The organism is Streptomyces gardneri (assembly GCF_006539185.1).
Classification (GTDB): domain Bacteria; phylum Actinomycetota; class Actinomycetes; order Streptomycetales; family Streptomycetaceae; genus Streptomyces; species Streptomyces gardneri.
In genome coordinates this window covers 37,061-53,508 of sequence record NZ_BJMN01000023.1, presented here as the reverse complement: position 1 = coordinate 53,508, position 16,448 = coordinate 37,061, and the positions used below count along the sequence as shown (strand labels likewise).

Annotated in this window: 10 protein-coding genes and 2 pseudogenes; 10 read left to right on the top strand and 2 right to left on the bottom strand. The window is 70.7% G+C overall.

Going from position 1 to position 16,448, the window contains the following annotated elements; translation table 11 throughout:
* The first annotated feature begins 245 nt into the window (after positions 1–245).
* The 5 genes from SGA01_RS18505 (at position 246) to SGA01_RS18485 (ending at position 10,218) form a co-directional block, all read left to right on the top strand.
* Positions 246–1,826 (top strand): sigma-70 family RNA polymerase sigma factor, encoded by a 1,581-nt coding sequence (locus tag SGA01_RS18505; protein ID WP_141297587.1) that lies wholly within the window; start codon positions 246–248, stop codon positions 1,824–1,826.
* Between the two features lie 405 nt (positions 1,827–2,231).
* Complete coding sequence (locus tag SGA01_RS18500; RefSeq protein WP_141297586.1) at positions 2,232–4,601, top strand: non-reducing end alpha-L-arabinofuranosidase family hydrolase; 2,370 nt, start codon at positions 2,232–2,234, stop codon at positions 4,599–4,601.
* 39 nt (positions 4,602–4,640) lie between these two features.
* Positions 4,641–7,265, top strand: coding sequence for an RICIN domain-containing protein (locus SGA01_RS18495; RefSeq protein WP_141297585.1), 2,625 nt, complete (start codon positions 4,641–4,643; stop codon positions 7,263–7,265).
* Between the two features lie 415 nt (positions 7,266–7,680).
* A complete protein-coding gene (locus SGA01_RS18490; RefSeq protein WP_141297584.1) occupies positions 7,681–9,468 on the top strand; it encodes an ABC transporter ATP-binding protein in 1,788 nt (595 codons plus the stop codon).
* 180 nt (positions 9,469–9,648) lie between these two features.
* The gene (locus SGA01_RS18485; RefSeq protein ID WP_141297583.1) at positions 9,649–10,218 is read left to right on the top strand and encodes a TerD family protein; all 570 of its coding nucleotides are present in this window, start codon (positions 9,649–9,651) and stop codon (positions 10,216–10,218) included.
* Between the two features lie 301 nt (positions 10,219–10,519).
* Here SGA01_RS18485 and SGA01_RS18480 read toward each other — a convergent pair whose 3' ends face one another.
* Positions 10,520–11,668, bottom strand: a complete 1,149-nt coding sequence (locus SGA01_RS18480; protein WP_141297582.1) for a DUF418 domain-containing protein — start codon at positions 11,666–11,668, stop codon at positions 10,520–10,522.
* Positions 11,669–11,957: 289 nt separating this feature from the next.
* Between SGA01_RS18480 and SGA01_RS18475 the strand changes: the two are divergent.
* Both SGA01_RS18475 and SGA01_RS18470 read left to right on the top strand, forming a co-directional pair.
* Positions 11,958–12,573, top strand: a pseudogene (locus SGA01_RS18475) (phosphatidylglycerol lysyltransferase domain-containing protein); the annotation flags it as partial.
* Between the two features lie 57 nt (positions 12,574–12,630).
* Positions 12,631–13,572 (top strand): annotated as a pseudogene (locus SGA01_RS18470) (alpha/beta hydrolase); the annotation flags it as partial.
* A 22-nt stretch (positions 13,573–13,594) separates the two neighbouring features.
* On the opposite strand, the gene SGA01_RS42685 reads toward SGA01_RS18470, so the two are convergent.
* Complete coding sequence (locus SGA01_RS42685; protein WP_308699064.1) at positions 13,595–13,735, bottom strand: hypothetical protein; 141 nt, start codon at positions 13,733–13,735, stop codon at positions 13,595–13,597.
* Positions 13,736–13,755: 20 nt separating this feature from the next.
* On the opposite strand from SGA01_RS42685, the gene SGA01_RS41095 reads away from it, so the two are divergent.
* The 3 genes from SGA01_RS41095 (at position 13,756) to SGA01_RS18455 (ending at position 16,132) form a co-directional block, all read left to right on the top strand.
* On the top strand, positions 13,756–13,995 hold the full coding sequence (locus tag SGA01_RS41095; protein WP_167534127.1) for a hypothetical protein: 240 nt from the start codon (positions 13,756–13,758) through the stop codon (positions 13,993–13,995).
* Positions 13,996–14,333: 338 nt separating this feature from the next.
* On the top strand, positions 14,334–15,014 hold the full coding sequence (locus SGA01_RS18460; RefSeq protein ID WP_141297581.1) for a response regulator: 681 nt from the start codon (positions 14,334–14,336) through the stop codon (positions 15,012–15,014).
* Positions 15,011–16,132, top strand: a complete 1,122-nt coding sequence (locus SGA01_RS18455; RefSeq protein ID WP_141297580.1) for a sensor histidine kinase — start codon at positions 15,011–15,013, stop codon at positions 16,130–16,132. Before SGA01_RS18460 ends, SGA01_RS18455 begins: the two co-directional genes overlap by 4 nt.
* The last annotated feature ends 316 nt before the right edge of the window (positions 16,133–16,448 follow it).

Sequence of the window (16,448 nt, the reverse complement as noted above, 5' to 3'; positions counted from 1 at the left end):
GGTGCCGAGTCGGACACTGGTTCTCTGGAGCGTGGAGCCCCAGCGAGCGATCTTCCGAGAACATCGGCTTGAATGGGCCGTCAGCGAGTTGGCCGAGTGCGACCGGACACACTCCCCGGGCACCGGGCCTTCCATGTCGGCACGGGCCAGACCGTCCGCCCGAGGCGCAGGCTTTGGCCGTATGCCTCTGCCGAGGCTAGGGTGTGCCGCCGTACTCGGCGGATTACTCCCTGAAGAAGGTGGGAATGGGGCTCATTGATGCAGACCACGTGGGGCTGGTCGTCGCGGCGCAGGCCGGTGACGATCGGGCGCGCGAGGAGCTGATCGCCGCATACCTGCCGTTGGTCTACAACATCGTCGGGCGAGCGCTGAGCGGGCATGCGGACGTCGACGACGTCGTCCAGGAAACCCTGCTGCGCGTGGTGCGCGACCTGCCTGACCTGCGCGCTCCGGAGAGCTTCCGGTCCTGGCTGGTGTCGATCACGCTCCGCCAGATCAATACCCACTGGCACCGGCAACACGTGTCCGCCGACCGGACCACGGTCATCGACGAGGCACGCCAGATACCGGACGCCGGCGCCGAGCCTGTGGACACGGCGATCCTGCGGCTGCATGTCTCGGACGAGCGCCGTCGCGTCGTCGAAGCCGGCCGGTGGCTCGACCCGGACCACCGGGTGCTGCTGTCGCTGTGGTGGCAGGAGTGCGCCGGCCTGCTCAGCCGGGAGGACATGGCCGCCGCGACGGGGCTCACGGTCGCGCACGTCGGAGTGCGCCTCCAACGCATGCGGGAGCAGCTGGAACTGTGCCGGACGATCGTCGCCGCGCTGGAGGCCGACCCGCGCTGTCCGCAGCTGGACGGGACAGTCGTCGGCTGGGACGGTCACCATGCGTCGGTGTGGCGCAAGCGGATCGCGCGGCACACACGTGACTGCACTGTCTGCCGGGCGACGTCGGCAGAACGGGTTCCGGCCGAACTGCTGCCCCTCGGCCTCACGACGCTGGCCGTCCCGGCCGCACTGATCGCCGCGCTGGCCGCCAAGGGCCTGCTGTCGGGTACGGCAGCGAGCGCCGCCGGGCTGGCCGCGGCCCCCGTCGCCGTCGGCACGGCGACGGGGGGAGGCGGTCTGCACGGCGCTCTGATCGGCAAACTCCAGACGGTGACCGCTCATCCGCTGGTGAGCCTCGCGACCGGCGCGGTGCTCATCGCCGGGACCGCCACCTATGCGACCTGGCCCGAACCGGCGCCTCGAGTGCCCGGCGCGACTGCCGCTCCCACGGTCGGCACTCCCACGCCCGTTCCCTCGCGCACCACCACCTCGGCGGGACCGTCCCCGACGAGTCCGTCCCCGGTGAGCCCGCCCTCGGTCGGCCCGTCCGCCGTCGCGGGCGCCGTTCCGCTGGGCGCACAGTCGCTGGAGTCCGCGGACAGTCCCGGCCTGTTCGTCACGTACACGGGCGACTTCGCGGCGCTCGGCGGCGTCGCCGCGTCCAGCAGCGCGCAGGCCCGTCAGCGGGCCACCTTCACGGTCGTCGGGGGCCTGGCCGACACGCAGTGCGTCACCTTCCGCGCCGCAGACGGCCGGTATCTTCGCCACCACTACCTGCGGCTGCGGCTGAGCACCGACGACGGCAGCGCACTGTTCCGTGAAGACGCCACCTTCTGTCCCCGTCCCGGGGCGGTCGCCGGGTCCGTGACCCTGCACGCGCACAACTATCCGGGATCGGTCCTCCGCCACCGCGACGGCGGCATCTGGCTCGACGGCTCCGACGGCACGAGGGCCTTCGCCGGCCAGGCTTCCTTCATCGTGCGCAGCCCCGGGGCCTGAGCACCGCTCCTCGGGCGATCCCGACCGAGTCGCACATTCACAGCTGGTGCTCCTCCAGCCGGATCCTCCATGGTTCCTGCCCCACGCCGTGACCGGCGTTCACTGCGGATCGGTGCGGCGCCCCTCTTCCACGGGCGCGACCAGGGCACGGCGTCCGGCATAACGCTTTCTGCCTGCGAGATGCATCACTGGGCAATCCTGCGGGCGGCGCGACTTTTCTGTTACGAGACCGCGAGTTCGGAAGCCTCCACTTCAGGGGTGTCCTTCCCGCCGCCTGTCATGACGTGCCGGCGCGGCTGGGTCCTGACGTCCCCCACTGACGTATCCCCTGAAGAAGGTTCCTCCCATGACGCAACACACCCACGAACTCCGGGCGACCGGTACGCAGGGCACCCGAGGAGAATCATGAAGGGCCTGCACCGGCTCCGCCGGCGACGCCGGACATGGGCGATTGGACTGTCGGCCACGGCGCTGGTGGCCGGCGTCGTGACGCTCCTCCCCAGCTCCGCCGGAGCTGCGGGCCTGGGCACCCAGGCTGCCCCCTCGGGCAGGTACTTCGGCACGGCTGTGGCCGCCGGCAGGCTCGGCGACTCCGCGTACACCGCGATCGCGGACCGGGAGTTCAACATGATCACCCCGGAGAACGAGATGAAGTGGGACGCCATCGAACCGTCCCGCGGCCGTTTCGACTTCGGCCCCGCAGACCGGATCGTCGATCGTGCCCTGGCCCGCGGCCAGCGGCTGCGCGGCCACACCACGGTCTGGCACTCGCAGCTCCCCTCCTGGGTCAGCGCCATCCGCGACGCGAGCACTCTGCGCGGTGTGATGAACCATCACATCACCACCCAGATGGCCCACTACAAGGGCAAGATCTACGCCTGGGACGTGGTCAATGAGGCGTTCGCCGACGGCGGCAGCGGCCGGCTCCGCGACTCGGTCTTCCAGCAGGTGCTGGGCAACGGCTTCATCGAGGAAGCGTTCCGCACTGCCCGTGCGGCCGATTCCTCGGCCAAGCTCTGCTACAACGACTACAACATCGAGAACTGGTCGGACGCCAAGACCCAGGGCGTCTACCGCATGGTCAAGGACTTCAAGTCCCGCGGCGTGCCCATCGACTGCGTCGGGTTCCAGAGCCACTTCGGGGCGGGTGGGCCGCCGGCGAGCTTCAAGACCACCTTGGCCGGCTTCGCCGCCCTGGGCGTCGACGTCCAGATCACCGAGCTGGACATCGCCCAGGCATCACCCACCCAGTACGCGAACACGGTCAACACCTGCCTGTCCGTGCCCCGATGCACCGGCATCACGGTGTGGGGCGTCCGTGACAGCGACTCCTGGCGCAGCGGCGAAAGCCCGCTGCTGTTCGACAGCGGCGGCAAGCCCAAGCCCGCGTACACCGCCGTCATGAACGCTCTCCACTCCGGCTCCGGTGCCACTCCGGGCAAGCCGACCGACGGTACCGGGGAGATCAAGGGCGTTGCCTCCGGCCGCTGTGTCGACATCCCCGGCTCCGCCACCGCCAACGGCACCCAGGCACAACTGTGGGACTGCAGCGGACAGGCCAACCAGCGCTGGACCTACACCGCCGCCAAGCAGCTGAAGGTGCACGGCGAAAAGTGCCTGGACGCCAAGGGCAAGGGCACCACCAACGGCACCTCGGTGATCGTCTGGGACTGCAACGGCGGCGCCAACCAGCAGTGGAGCGTCAACACCGACGGCTCGATCACCGGCGTCCAGTCCGGGCTGTGCCTCGACGCCGTCGGCGCCGCCACCGCGAACGGCACCACGATCCAGCTGTACGCCTGCGCGTCCGTCGACAACCAGAAGTGGACCTGGACCGCCCCGTCCGGGACGGGCAGCGGCACGTGTGATCTCCCGACGACGTACAAGTGGCGTTCGACGGGTGCCCTCGCCCAGCCGTCGAACGGATGGGCCGCGGTGAAGGACTTCACCCACGTGATGCACAACGGCAAGCACCTGGTCTACGCGTCGAGCGCGTCGGGAACCTCGTACGGCTCGATGGCGTTCCGCCCCTTCACGAACTGGTCCGACATGGCGTCGGCCGGCCAGACGAAGATGAACCAGAACGCGGTGGCGCCCACCCTGTTCTACTTCGCACCCAAGAAGATCTGGGTGCTCGCGTACCAGTGGGGTGCCTCGCCCTTCAGCTACCGCACGTCGAGCGACCCCAGCAACCCCAACGGCTGGTCCGCGCCGCAGCCACTGTTCACCGGCAGCATCCCCCGCACCGAATCCGGCACCGGCCCGATCGACCAGACCCTGATCGGCGACGACCGGAACATGTACCTGTTCTTCGCCGGTGACAACGGCAAGATCTACCGGGCGAGCATGCCGATCGGGAACTTCCCGGGCAACTTCGGGTCGTCGTACACGACGGTCATGAGCGACACGGCGAAGAACCTCTTCGAAGCGCCGCAGGTCTACAAGGTCCAGGGCCAGAACCAGTACCTCATGATCGTCGAGGCTCGGGGTGCGAACGAGCGGCGCTACTTCCGCTCGTTCACGGCCTCCAGCCTGAGCGGTGCGTGGACCCCGCAGGCCGGCAGCGAAAGCAACCCCTTCGCGGGCAAGGCCAACAGCGGTGCCACCTGGACCGACGACATCAGCCACGGCGACCTGATCCGTACCAACCCCGACCAGACCATGACCATCGACCCCTGCAACCTGCAGTTCCTGTACCAGGGCAAGTCCCCCACCGCGGCCGGACCCTACGACCAGCTGCCCTACCGGCCGGGTGTCCTCACCCTGCAGCGCTGACCTGCCCGATCCACGGTTGCACAAGGAGAAACACCCCCCATGAACAACCCCACGAACGGCGGGCGCCGCGGGCGTCACCGCCGTCGCAGGACCGTCACCGCTCTGCTGCTCGGAGTGCCCGCCACCGTCGTGCCGTACCTCCTGTTCGTGCAGGACGACTCGCAGGCCGCGACGGTCGACGGCAATGCCTACTACAAGCTGGTCTCCGTGCGCAGCGGCAAGGTGCTGGACGTCAACGCCTTCTCCACCGCCGACGGCACCCGCATCCAGCAGTGGACCGACCAGAACACCGCCAACCAGCAGTGGAGACTGCGCCCCGCCGGGGACGGCTACTACGAGCTGGTGAACCGCAACAGCGGCAAGGTGCTGGGCATAGCGGGCGGCTCGACCGCCCAGGCAGCTGCCGCCGAGCAGCAGACCGACAGCTCCTCCACCTCCCAGGAGTGGCGGATCGACGAGGCGAGCGGTTCCGACGCCGTCACCTTCACCTCCCGCAGGAGCGGCCAGGTCCTGGACGTCTCCGGAGGCTCCACGGCCGACGGCGCGGCGGTCATCCAGTACGGAGGCCATGGCAGCACCAACCAGCAGTGGAAGCTGGTGAAGACGTCCGAGACCCAGGCCACCGGGACCGGACCGTACGCGTGGAAGAACGCCCAGGTCGTCGGCGGCGGTTACGTCACCGGGCTGGTGTTCAACCCACGGGAGAAGGGTCTGCTGTACGCGCGTACCGACATGGGCGGCGCCTACCGCTGGGACTCCGCGGCCGAGCAGTGGATCCCGCTGACCGACTGGCTCGGCGAGAAGGACTGGAACCTGCTGGGCATCGATTCGGTGGCCACCGACCCGGTCGACCCCGACCGGCTCTACCTCGCGGCCGGCACCTACACCAACGAGTGGGCCGGCAACGGCGCGATCCTGCGCAGCACCGACCGTGGCCGCACCTTCAAGCGCACCGACCTGCCGTTCAAGGCCGGCGGCAACGAGGACGGCCGCGGGGCGGGCGAACGGCTCGTGATCGACCCCGCCGACAACCGCACCCTGCTCCTTGGCACCCGCAAGAACGGCCTGTGGCGCAGCACCGACAGCGGTGCGACGTGGCGGCAGGTCTCCTCATTCCCCGTCAAGGACGGTGCGGGCAGTGGTGCGGGCATCTCCTTCGTGACGTACGGCCCGGCCGGCAGCAGGACGATCTACGTCGGCGTCGCCGACAGGTCCACCTCCCTCTACCGCTCCACCGACGGCGGCAGCACCTGGCAGGCCGTCCCCGGCCAGCCCACGGGCCAGTTGCCGCAGCACGGCGTGCTCTCCGGTGACGGCTCGCTGTACCTGACGTACACCAACGCCCTCGGACCCAACGGCGTGACGGCGGGCTCGGTCTGGAAGTACGCACCGGCCGGCGGAACGTGGAAGAACGTCTCCCCGTCCCAGGGCGGCTACGGGTTCTCCGGCCTGGCCGTCGACCCGCGCCAGCCGTCCACGGTGATGGTCACCACCCTCGACCGCTGGTGGCCCGAGGACGAGATCTACCGCACCACCGACGGCGGCACGACCTGGAAGGCGCTGGCGGACAAGTCGGTACGGAACGCCTCCGCCGCTCCCTACGTCGGCACCCACACCGGGCACTGGATGACCGCCCTGGCCATCGACCCCTTCGACTCCGGGCACGTGATGTACGGCACCGGCAACGGCATCTGGCGCAGCAAGGACGCCAACGCCACCGACAGCGGCGGCACCAGCCACTGGACCGCGGGCGCGCGCGGCCTTGAGGAGACCGCGCTGATGGACGCGATCGCCCCGCCCGGCGGTGCCGCTGTCGTCACCGCCATGGGCGACCAGGGCGGCTTCCGCCACGACGACCTGAACAAGGTCCCGGCCGGGCGGCTGGACAACCCGATGATGACCAACAGCACGGACATCGACTTCGCCCAGTCCACGCCCTCGATGATGGTCCGCGTCGGCCACGGCGGCGCGCAGGACGGCGCCTACTCCACCGACGGAGGCATCAGCTGGAACGGCTTCAGGGCCGAGCCGGTGGCCGGTGCCCAGGACGGCCGCGTCGCGCTCGCGGCCGACGGCTCGACCATCGTCTGGACCCAGGCCGGCCAGGTCCCGTACCGGTCGACCGACAAGGGTGCGAGCTGGTCGAAGGTCGCCGGACTGGGCACCTACGCCGTCGTCGTCGCCGACCGCTCCTCGGCCAGGACGTTCTACTCGCTGTCCGGCGGCACGCTGCACGCCAGCACCGACGGCGGGGCGACCTTCACCGCCCGGGCGACCGGCCTGCCCGCCGGCCCGCTCACTGCCGTCCCCGGCGTCGCCGGGGACCTGTGGATCGCCGGCGGCGGCCAGGGGCTGCTGCACTCCACCGACGGCGGCCGCACCTTCACCGCGCTCACCACGGCGAAGTCCGCCTCCGCCCTCGGCTTCGGCAAGGCCGCACCCGGCGCCTCCTACCAGGCCCTCTACCTGATCGGCACCGTCAAGGACGTCACCGGCGTCTTCCGCTCCACGGACAAGGGCGCCACCTGGCTCCGCGTCAACGATGACGCCCACCAGTGGGGCGCCATTGGAGGCGTCGGCGTCATCACCGGCGACCCGGACACCTACGGCCGCGTGTATGTCGGTACCAACGGACGCGGACTCCAGTACGGCGACCCGTCCTGACCCCGACACCGGAGCAGACGCGCGTCCGACGCACGAGCTGACGCGCTGTCAATAACGGAAAGCCGCTCTCCTGACCGGTGCCACATCTCGGTCGGAGGGCGGTTTTCTGCTGTCTCCTCAGGGCTTGCGTGCGGCCTCCGCTGCGTAAGGCCCCGGCGCCCGTCCAGTCGTCCTCGCCACCTCCTTCACCGGATTTGGTCGCTCTGGTCACATGGGGTGCAGGCGGCTCCAGCCACTTGGCGGGGGTGTACCCGACGATCGCCGGATGGTCGACGGAGCGCCCGGGCTTCCAGGCTGGTGGCATGACACACCGCACGCACGAGAAGGAGCCCGACCCCGCCCGTCGGCCCTCGTGCGGGCCGATGCCGCACATCGCTGGCGAGGTACGCGGCTGACTACGGAGGAAAGGAACCCTGTGAACACCGTATCCGCCCCCGAGGCGACGGGTGCCGAGTCCCTGCGCGTCCGCGAGACGCTCAAGGCGCTGTACGGGTACGTTCGCCCGCACCAGTGGGCCGTCGTACTCGGTCTGCTGCTGGCGCTGGTGGGCGCCGCCGGCGGGCTGCTGCAGCCGCTGGCCACGAAGGCGCTCGTCGACCGGCTCTCGTCCGGTGGCACGCTCGCCACCATCCTGCTGGCGCTGACCGTGCTGGTGCTGCTGAGCACGGTGGCCGAGGCGTTTGGCGCCTATGTGTTGGAGCGGACGGCGGAGTCCGTGGTCCTGGCCGCTCGCCGCGGCCTGATCGGCCGGCTGCTGCGGCTGCGGCTGACGGCGGTGGACCGGATGCAGCCGGGCGATCTGATGTCCCGGGTCACTTCCGACACCACGCTGCTGCGGGCCGTCAGCACCCAGGCGGTGGTCAACGCCGCGACCGGGGCGCTGACGCTGATCGCGGCGGTCGTGGTGATGGCGTTCCTGGACGCCGTCCTGCTCGGCGTCACCCTCGTCGTGGTCGCGGTCGTCGGGGCGGGCGCCGCCTTGGTGATGCCGAAGATCGGGCAGGCTGCCGAGCGCTCCCAGGCCGCCGTCGGGGAGATGTCCACCAGCCTGGAGCGGGTCTTCGGCGCGTTCCGCACGGTGAAGGCGTCCGGCGCCGAGGAGCGGGAGACCGCCCGCGTCGAGGCGTCGGCCCGGCGAGCGTGGCGTCACGGCGTACGCGGCGCGAAGTGGGAGGCCGTGCTGGGAACGGCGGACAACCTCGCCGTCGAGTCGGCGTTCCTCGCGGTGCTCGCGGTGGGCGGGGCGCGGGTGGCGTCCGGGGACATCCCCGTCTCTACGCTGATCGCCTTCCTGCTGTACCTGTTCTACCTGATGGAGCCGGTGTACAAGCTGGTCGAGGCCGCCTCCGCGTATCAGGAGGGCGCGGCCGCGATCTCCCGGATCAAGGAAGTGGACCGTCTGGCTGCGGAGCCGCCGGCCACGTACAAGCCGGTGCGGACCGAGGTGCGTCCGGCGTCGATCCGCTTCGAGGACGTGTCCTTCCGCTACGCGCCCGGGCTGCCGTACATCCACCAGCAGGTGGACTTCGCGGTGCCGGGCGCCGGGATGACGGCCTTCGTCGGGCCTTCGGGTGCGGGTAAGTCGACGGTCTTCTCGCTCATCGAGCGGTTCTACGAGACGACCGGCGGGCGCATCCTGGTCGACGGTACGGACATCCGGCAGTGGCCGCTGTCCGAACTGCGGTCCGTCATCGGGTACGTGGAGCAGGACGCGCCGGTCCTGGCCGGCACGCTGCGGGAGAACCTGGTCTTCAGCGCGCCCGGCTCGACGGACGGCGACATCCGCGCCGTCCTCGCCAGGACCAGGCTCGACACGCTCGTCGAGCGTCTCCCGCACGGCCTGGACACCCTGGTCGGACATCGCGGCTCGAAGATTTCCGGCGGTGAGCGCCAGCGCGTCGCGATCGCCCGCGCGCTGCTGCGCAGGCCCCGGCTGCTGCTCCTGGACGAGGCGACCTCACAGCTCGACGCGGTCAACGAGCTGGCGCTGCGGGACGTCATCGCCGAGACGGCACGCGAGACCACCGTCCTGGTGGTGGCGCACCGCTTGTCCACGGTGACGGACGCGGACCGCATCGTCGTCATGGACGCCGGCACGGTCCGTGCGATCGGCACCCATAGGGAACTGGTGGATAGGGACGAGCTGTACGCACAGCTGGCAGCGACCCAGCTCCTGGTCCCGGCCGAGCGTCCCGCCGTGTGAGTGGAGTGCTCCGCAGGGCTGCCCCCGCCATGCGGCGGGGCAGCCCTGCTGGGTGGCGGAGTGGCGCCGGACAGCCGTCGGGTACCGGCGCACCGGACGGCGCGTGAGGCTGAGGATGGCGCCCCGTCACCAGGCGGTTCGCTCCTGCACGCTCTGTCCGCCACCTCACCTGGAGTCCCCATGCCCATACCCATGGCCAAGGACCAGCGGGTCCCGCTGAACAGGGCGGACGGTTGCCCCCTCAACCTGATGCGGATGGGTATCGGCTGGCAGTCCGCTCCGTGCTCCGGTTCGCCCGGGCTTTTCCGGCTCGGCCGCCTGGGCACCTTCGCCCTGCTGTACGGCCGCGGCCGGTTCCTCGACGCTCTGTTCGCCGAGAACCCCACCCACCCGGACGCGTCCATCGAGCACATCGCCGGCCCGGTGGCGGAGAACATCGCGGGCGAGGGGGACAACGAGTCGTTCGTCGCCCGTCTGTCCCGGCTGCCCCCCTACGCGGACCGCGTCGTGTTCGCCGTCAGTTCCTTCGACGGCAGCACCTTCGAGACTGTGCAGAGCGCGCACTGCCGGATTGTCGACGAGAGCCTGGGCCACGAGCTGGCCCGGTACGTCCTTCCCGCCCATGGGCCCCACACGGCGCTGATCATGGCGGAGGTGACCCGAGCCGGCGGCGCCTGGACGATGACGGCCCTCGGTGAGCCGGTGGCGTGCACCACCTTCGCTGACCTCCTCCAGGCAGCCGAGGCGTGACCCGGTCGGCCCACGTGCTCAGCGGACCTTCTCCGGCGACAACACGTACGAAGCAAGAGGGGCCGGGCCCTGCCGCGCAAGAAGCACGCTCCGCAGGGCCTCTGAGCCCGGCCGGAGCGCCGCCGTATCCGACCCTAAGATCCACCTTCCGTGGACGGCGGCGTCGAGCGCTCCTGTGCGAGCCGCTCAGGTCCTGTTTCAGCCGTTCGGCGGGGTGCCGGACCGGACGGTCGATGTGAGCGGGCCGCGAGGGCCGTCGGAGCCGGGACGGGCCATGAAAGACCGCCCGCCCCGGCCGGCGTCATCGCACGTACTTCGCAGGCTTCGTGGAGGTGTTGAGCAGCGTCTCCAGCGGTCCGCGGCGGAAGAAGCGGGACCAGACCGCGGCGAACACGATCGCCCCGAGGATGAACGTGAGCACGGGGATCCAGGACGTCTGGGTACTTTCGCCGGCCGATACGCCGAGCATGGACTGGGCGAGGAAGTGGCCGACGTACGCTGTCAGGGACATGGTGCCCACGGCGATGACCGGCTTCGCCAGGCTGCGCAGTCGCGGCAGGCGGTCCATGAGCACCGTCGCACCGACGATCACGAGGATGGCGACGCCGACGCTGCCGATGATGTCGAAGGTGGTGCCGCTGTGCGGCCCGGCGGACAGCAGTTCCGAGGCCGCCCGCCGGGGGGCCTCGAAGGATCCGCTGCCGAAGGACGACGCCTTCTCGAACCCGGCGGACGACTTCCCGTCCTCCGCCATGCTGCGCAGAGCGTCCTTGCCCGCCAGGAGCAGGGACAGGCCGTACGCGCCGACGGTCAGGGCGGCGCCGAGCGCGGCCAGGCGACGCTGGAAGGAGACAGCCGACAGGTCGAGGCGGGCCAGCGCCATGCCGGCGACCACGAACGACATCCAGGTGATCGTCGGGTAGAAGCCGGTGAGCAGCAGGTCGAGGACGCCGACCTCGCTGATCTTCTTGAGCGGGTCGTGGGCGTCGATGGTCTGCTGGACGGACTCGCTGAGCCGCGAGTTCAGGACGAACGCCAGCTGGGGTGTGACGAGCGCGAGCCCGGCCGCGGTGATCGCCAGTGCCTTGGCGGACAGCCGCAGCAAGGGCAGGGCGAGGAGGAAGTAGACACCGTAGAAGCCGAGGATGATCACTCCCCCGTACTCCATCGCCAGCACGCTGCCCAGGGCCAGCAGGACCACGGCGCGGATCGCGATCCGGACCTTCGCCTGCCGGCCCGCCAGGCCGGTCTTCGGCTCACGGCGGCCGGCGATCAGCATCAGCGAGTACCCGGCGAGGGTGGCGAACAGGACCGACGAGTGGCCGTCGGCCAGATACCGGACCCAGGTGCCGACGCCGTGCGTGGACGACAGGACCGGGCCGATGTGGACGATGTACATGCCGAACACCGCCAGCGCGCGGGCCAGGTCCACGCCGACCAGGCGTCCCATCGAGGGGCCGCCCGAGGGTTTCCCGGCGGAGTCGGGCGAAGCTGCGGGCGCGGGAGACGGGTTCTCCCGCGGAGCTGACGTCGCCTGCGGCGGCTGTATCTGTGTCATACGAGGAATCTCCCGGTGCTACAGGGGAGCGGACCATCCGGCAGGCTTCGGTGGCGCCCCCGCCGACCGGCCGGGACCACCCCCGCCGACCGGCGGGCCAGGGCGGACGGATCAGAGGTGCGGTCGATGGAGGGCAGGAGGTCTTGGAAGGTGGCCCCGGAGGCCGGCTCGACGTTGGCGCGGCAAGGCGGCCGTGACCTACCGCGTGGTCAACGGCGTCTCCCTGGCCTCCGGCGACCCCGTCGGAGACCCCGAGGCATGACCGGGCGCCATCGACACCTGGCTCGCCGAAGCACGGGCGCACGCCTGGGTCCCGGCCGTGATGGGGGCGTCCGAGGAAGCGGGAGTGATCTACGGACGACACGGTCTGAACGCCCTCGAACGGGGCGACGAAGCCGTCGTGGAGGTCGCGGACTTCACCTTGGGGGGACGCGCGATGCGCGGGGTCCGGCAGGCGCACAACCGGGTCCTGCGCGCCGGCTACAGCGTGTGGACTGGCCCGGGTCTCGATGAACTTCGCGATGTTCCGGTCGGTCTTCGAGCGCCGAGACCGCCTGGGCGCCGGACCCGTCCTGCGGCTGTGGCGCACGACCCTGGGGCTCTTCTCCCGCTGGTGGCAGATCGAATCGCTGTACCGGGCGAACGCCAAGTACCGACCGGTCCGGGAACCCCGTTTCGTCCTCTTCCAGAAGAGCAGCGAACTGCCGCGGATCGCGCTGGCCGCCGGCCGGGCGGAGGGCTCCGTCACGACGCCGGGCCTGCCCACCCTCTTCCGACGGCGATCGCGCGCCGCCTGACCCGCCACACAGCAGCCCGCCCGACCTCTTCCCCACACAGCCGTGTTCCCTCGCGTCCGAAGGGCCCGGCGCGGATGGCGTACCGCCCTCGCCCGCACCTGGCTGCTGCTCATGACACAGGTCATGATCTTCGCCTTGGTCGGCCTCACAGCGAACAAGTCCTTTCTGCTCTACGCGTCCTGGGCCGACCTCGTCGGCCAGGAGCAGACGCAGGGCGTCGTCGTGGACCACTCCGCCGGCCCTGCCGGCACCTCACGGCTCACCGTGGTGGAGAAGCAGACGGTGCCGGTCCCCGGCAGCAGACGGCCTTCGGCCGGCGGCCAGATACAGAAGATCGTCGTACGAGGCGGCGCTCCCGGCATCAGCGGCCCCGCGTACGTCTACCTCCCGCCGGAGTACTTCCGGCCGGGCCACGCGAAGAAGTCGTTTCCCGCGTCGGTCGTGCTCACCGGCTACCCCGGCAACGCCAAGTCCCTCATCAAGGTCCTGAAGTATCCGACGACGGCCCACCGCCCGGCGGCACAGGGAAAGACGCAGCCGATGGTCCTGATGCGTGCCCGACCGTCGCACCCCCTCGCGACACCGAGTGCGTGGACGTACCCGGAGTCCGCAGGCCGAGACGTTCCTCGCCCGCGACCGGCCGGAGGCGGTCTCAGGCGCCTATCGGGTCGGTGAACACGCTCGCGACTGGGGCGTGATCGGAAACTCGACCGGCGGCTACTGCGCGCTGAAACTGGGCCCCCACCACCCGGACCGGTTCGCGGCGAGTGCGGGACTGTCCCCGTACTACAAGGCCGCCGAAGACGTGACCACCCGGGTGACCTCTTCCACGGCGACCAGAACCTGAGGAACCGCGCCGATGTGTTCTCGACTTTGGACCACATCCCCGCCCGCGTCTCGTCCGTCATCCTCGACAGCGGCGGCCACAACTTCACCACCTGGCAACGGGAGGTCGCACCCACACTGGAGTGGATCAGCGGCGGGCTCGACGCGAGGTGAGACCGCGCGGGACCGACCGGTTCTACTTGATGAGGGCGTTGGCCACGACGACCACGAGTCCGAGCAGCGCGTCCACCATGCCGATCCGCAGGGTGGAAGCCCAGGTGCGGCCGGCGGCGCGGGCCGCGAGCAGGCCCCAGGCGAACAGCAGGACCACGTTCACGGCGAAGACACACGTATTCGATGCCCGCCGAGGGCCACCATCCCCACGCCGCGCCGAGCAGCAGGAGCAGCGTCGGTACCGTCGCCGTCACCAGCGGCCCCTCGGAGTCCGTCCGTGCCCTGCGCCGCCTTGCCGCGCGGCCCCATGTGCTGTTCGGGGGGTGTACGGGGCCGGTGCTGGCGAGCTCCATGGTGGCCGCCCTGTCGGAGCAGGGGGAGACGGCGGCGGCCGACCGGTTCACCAGCGTGACGCAGGCATGAGCCGGGCAGGGCGGGACGGTCCTCGAACGATACGGACATCGGCTGCGGCCCTCGGACTCGGCACGGGGCCACGCACCGATCCCAGGGTACGAGCACGACGGGCGCCATCCGTCGAGCCTCGACCGCCGGCCTGCCGACCGGCCGGAGCGCACCCCCGAACGGCTGGAGCCGACCCGCCGGGCGTCCACAGTCCGTGGGTGATCACGTCTCCGCGTACCCTGCCCGGCGTACGGTCGACGTCAGGCGAACACCGTACGAGCGCGCGGAGCACCGGGGTGGATGGGTCGCCGAGCAGCGGGACAGCAACAGCGCAGACGAGAGTGTGAGGCGGGACGCCGGTGATCCGGGTAGTGGTGGTGGACGACGAGGCCCTGGTGCGGTCCGGTTTCCAGATGATTCTGAACGCGTCCGACGGCATCGAGGTCGTGGCGACAGCGGAAGGGGCGCAGGCGGCCGACGTGGTCCGGCGCGAGTTGCCGGACGTCGTGCTCCTCGACATCCGGATGCCGGACGTGGACGGTCTGACCGTGCTGCGGCAGATCCAGACGCTGCCCGGACCGCCGCACGTGGCCATGCTGACCACCTTCGACACCGACGAGTACATCCTCACCGCACTGCGCTCGGGAGCCTCCGGCTTCCTCCTCAAGGACACCGAGCCCGAACAGCTCGCCCAGCTGGTCCGCACCCTGGCCGCGGGCGGCGTCGTCATGTCGCCGAAGGCATCACGCGCGCTGCTCCGCAGCCACCCGGGGGCCGGAGCACCCCAGGACGCGGACGTCGCACGCGTCGGCCTCCTCAGCGACCGGGAACGCGACGTCCTCGTCCTGGTCGCCGAAGGACTCTCCAACGCCGACATCGGCACCCGCATCCACCTGAGCGCGGGCACCGTCAAGGACCACGTCAGCTCGATCCTGACCAAGCTGCGGGTCACCAGCCGCGTCCAGGCGGCACTGCTCGCCGAGCGCGCGGGACTGCTCACCCACAACGACGACAACACGGCGCGGGACAACGGACGATGAACACGGGCCGGGCATGGTGGCGGCGTGTACCGCCCTGGGCCGTCGACACGGGGCTCGTGATGCTGGCCGCGCTCGACGCCTGGATCAACCTCCTGGGCGAGGGCACCCCTGTGATGTGGGCCTGCGCCGCCGTGGGCTCCGCCGGCCTGTTCCTCCGCAGGCGCTTCCCGCTGACCGTCTTCCTGCTGACCCTGCCCATGACCCTGTTCATGGACGTCGCGGTCGCCCCGATAGCCGCCCTGTACACACTGGCCGCGTCCACCCGCAACCGCCCGCTGCTCGCCGGCTGCGCGCTGCTGAACGCCGTTGCGGGCACGCTCGCCTGGCCGCTGTCCGACGAATTCGACGGGGACCGGACCTGGACACTCGTCCAGTTCGTCTACGCCCTGGCCACGGCCTTCGCCCCCGTCCTGTTCGGCCAACTCGTGCAGGCCAGGCACGACGTGGCCCGCCGGCTCGTCGAGGTCAAGGAGGCCCGGGAACACGAACGCGCCCTCTACGCCCAGACCGTCCTCGCCCGTGAACGGGCCCAGCTGGCCCGCGAGATGCACGACGTCGTCTCCCACCAGGTCAGCCTCATCGCCGTCCAGGCCGGAGCCCTGCAGATGGCCGCCAAGGACCCCGACGCCCGCGAGGCCGCGCGCACCATCCGCACCCTGAGCTCGAACACCCTCGACGAACTCCGCCACATGGTCACCCTGCTCCGCGCCTCCGGCGGCAAGGCGACCGAACTCGCCCCCCAGCCCACCCTCGCCGACCTCCAGCAGCTCATCGCCAACAGCGGCATCGAGACCACCCTGACCGGAGAGCTTCCTCCCGGCATCAGCACCACCGCCCAGCGCACCGTCTACCGCACGGTCCAGGAAGCCCTCACCAACGTGCGCAAGCACGCCCTCGGAGCCCGCGCCGAGGTACGCCTCTGGCACGACGTGCACCACTTCGGCGTCACCGTCACCAACACCGCCCCCACCCGCCCGACCGTCGCCCTGCCCAGCGCCCGCCACGGCCTCATCGGTCTGAAGGAACGCGCCGAACTGCTCGACGGCACCCTCACCGCCGAGCCCACCCCAGAAGGCGGATACGAGATCGAACTACGAGCCCCCGCCCTGTCCGATTGAAGACAATTCGTCCGACGCAGCCGGTGTTAGTTCTCGCCACGCGCCTCAAGCCCGGTCGCCATGCTCCACCTGCGCTTGGCCGTGAACGGCGAGCCCATCGCGAAGGCCCCCTTCCCGGTCGGCATTCCGTTGCCTCGGCCCGGTGGATCGGCCGTTCGGCGGCCGCTACCCGTGGTGAGGCACGGAGTGGCCGCCGGAGGGCCGGAACCTGGTCCTCGCCCGGTGCCGCGCCCATGTGCCGTCCGGGGTCGAAGTCGCGGAGGGAGACGTCCTCGCTGCCCACGGCGGGGGCCGACGACGACGTCGGTGCCGGCGC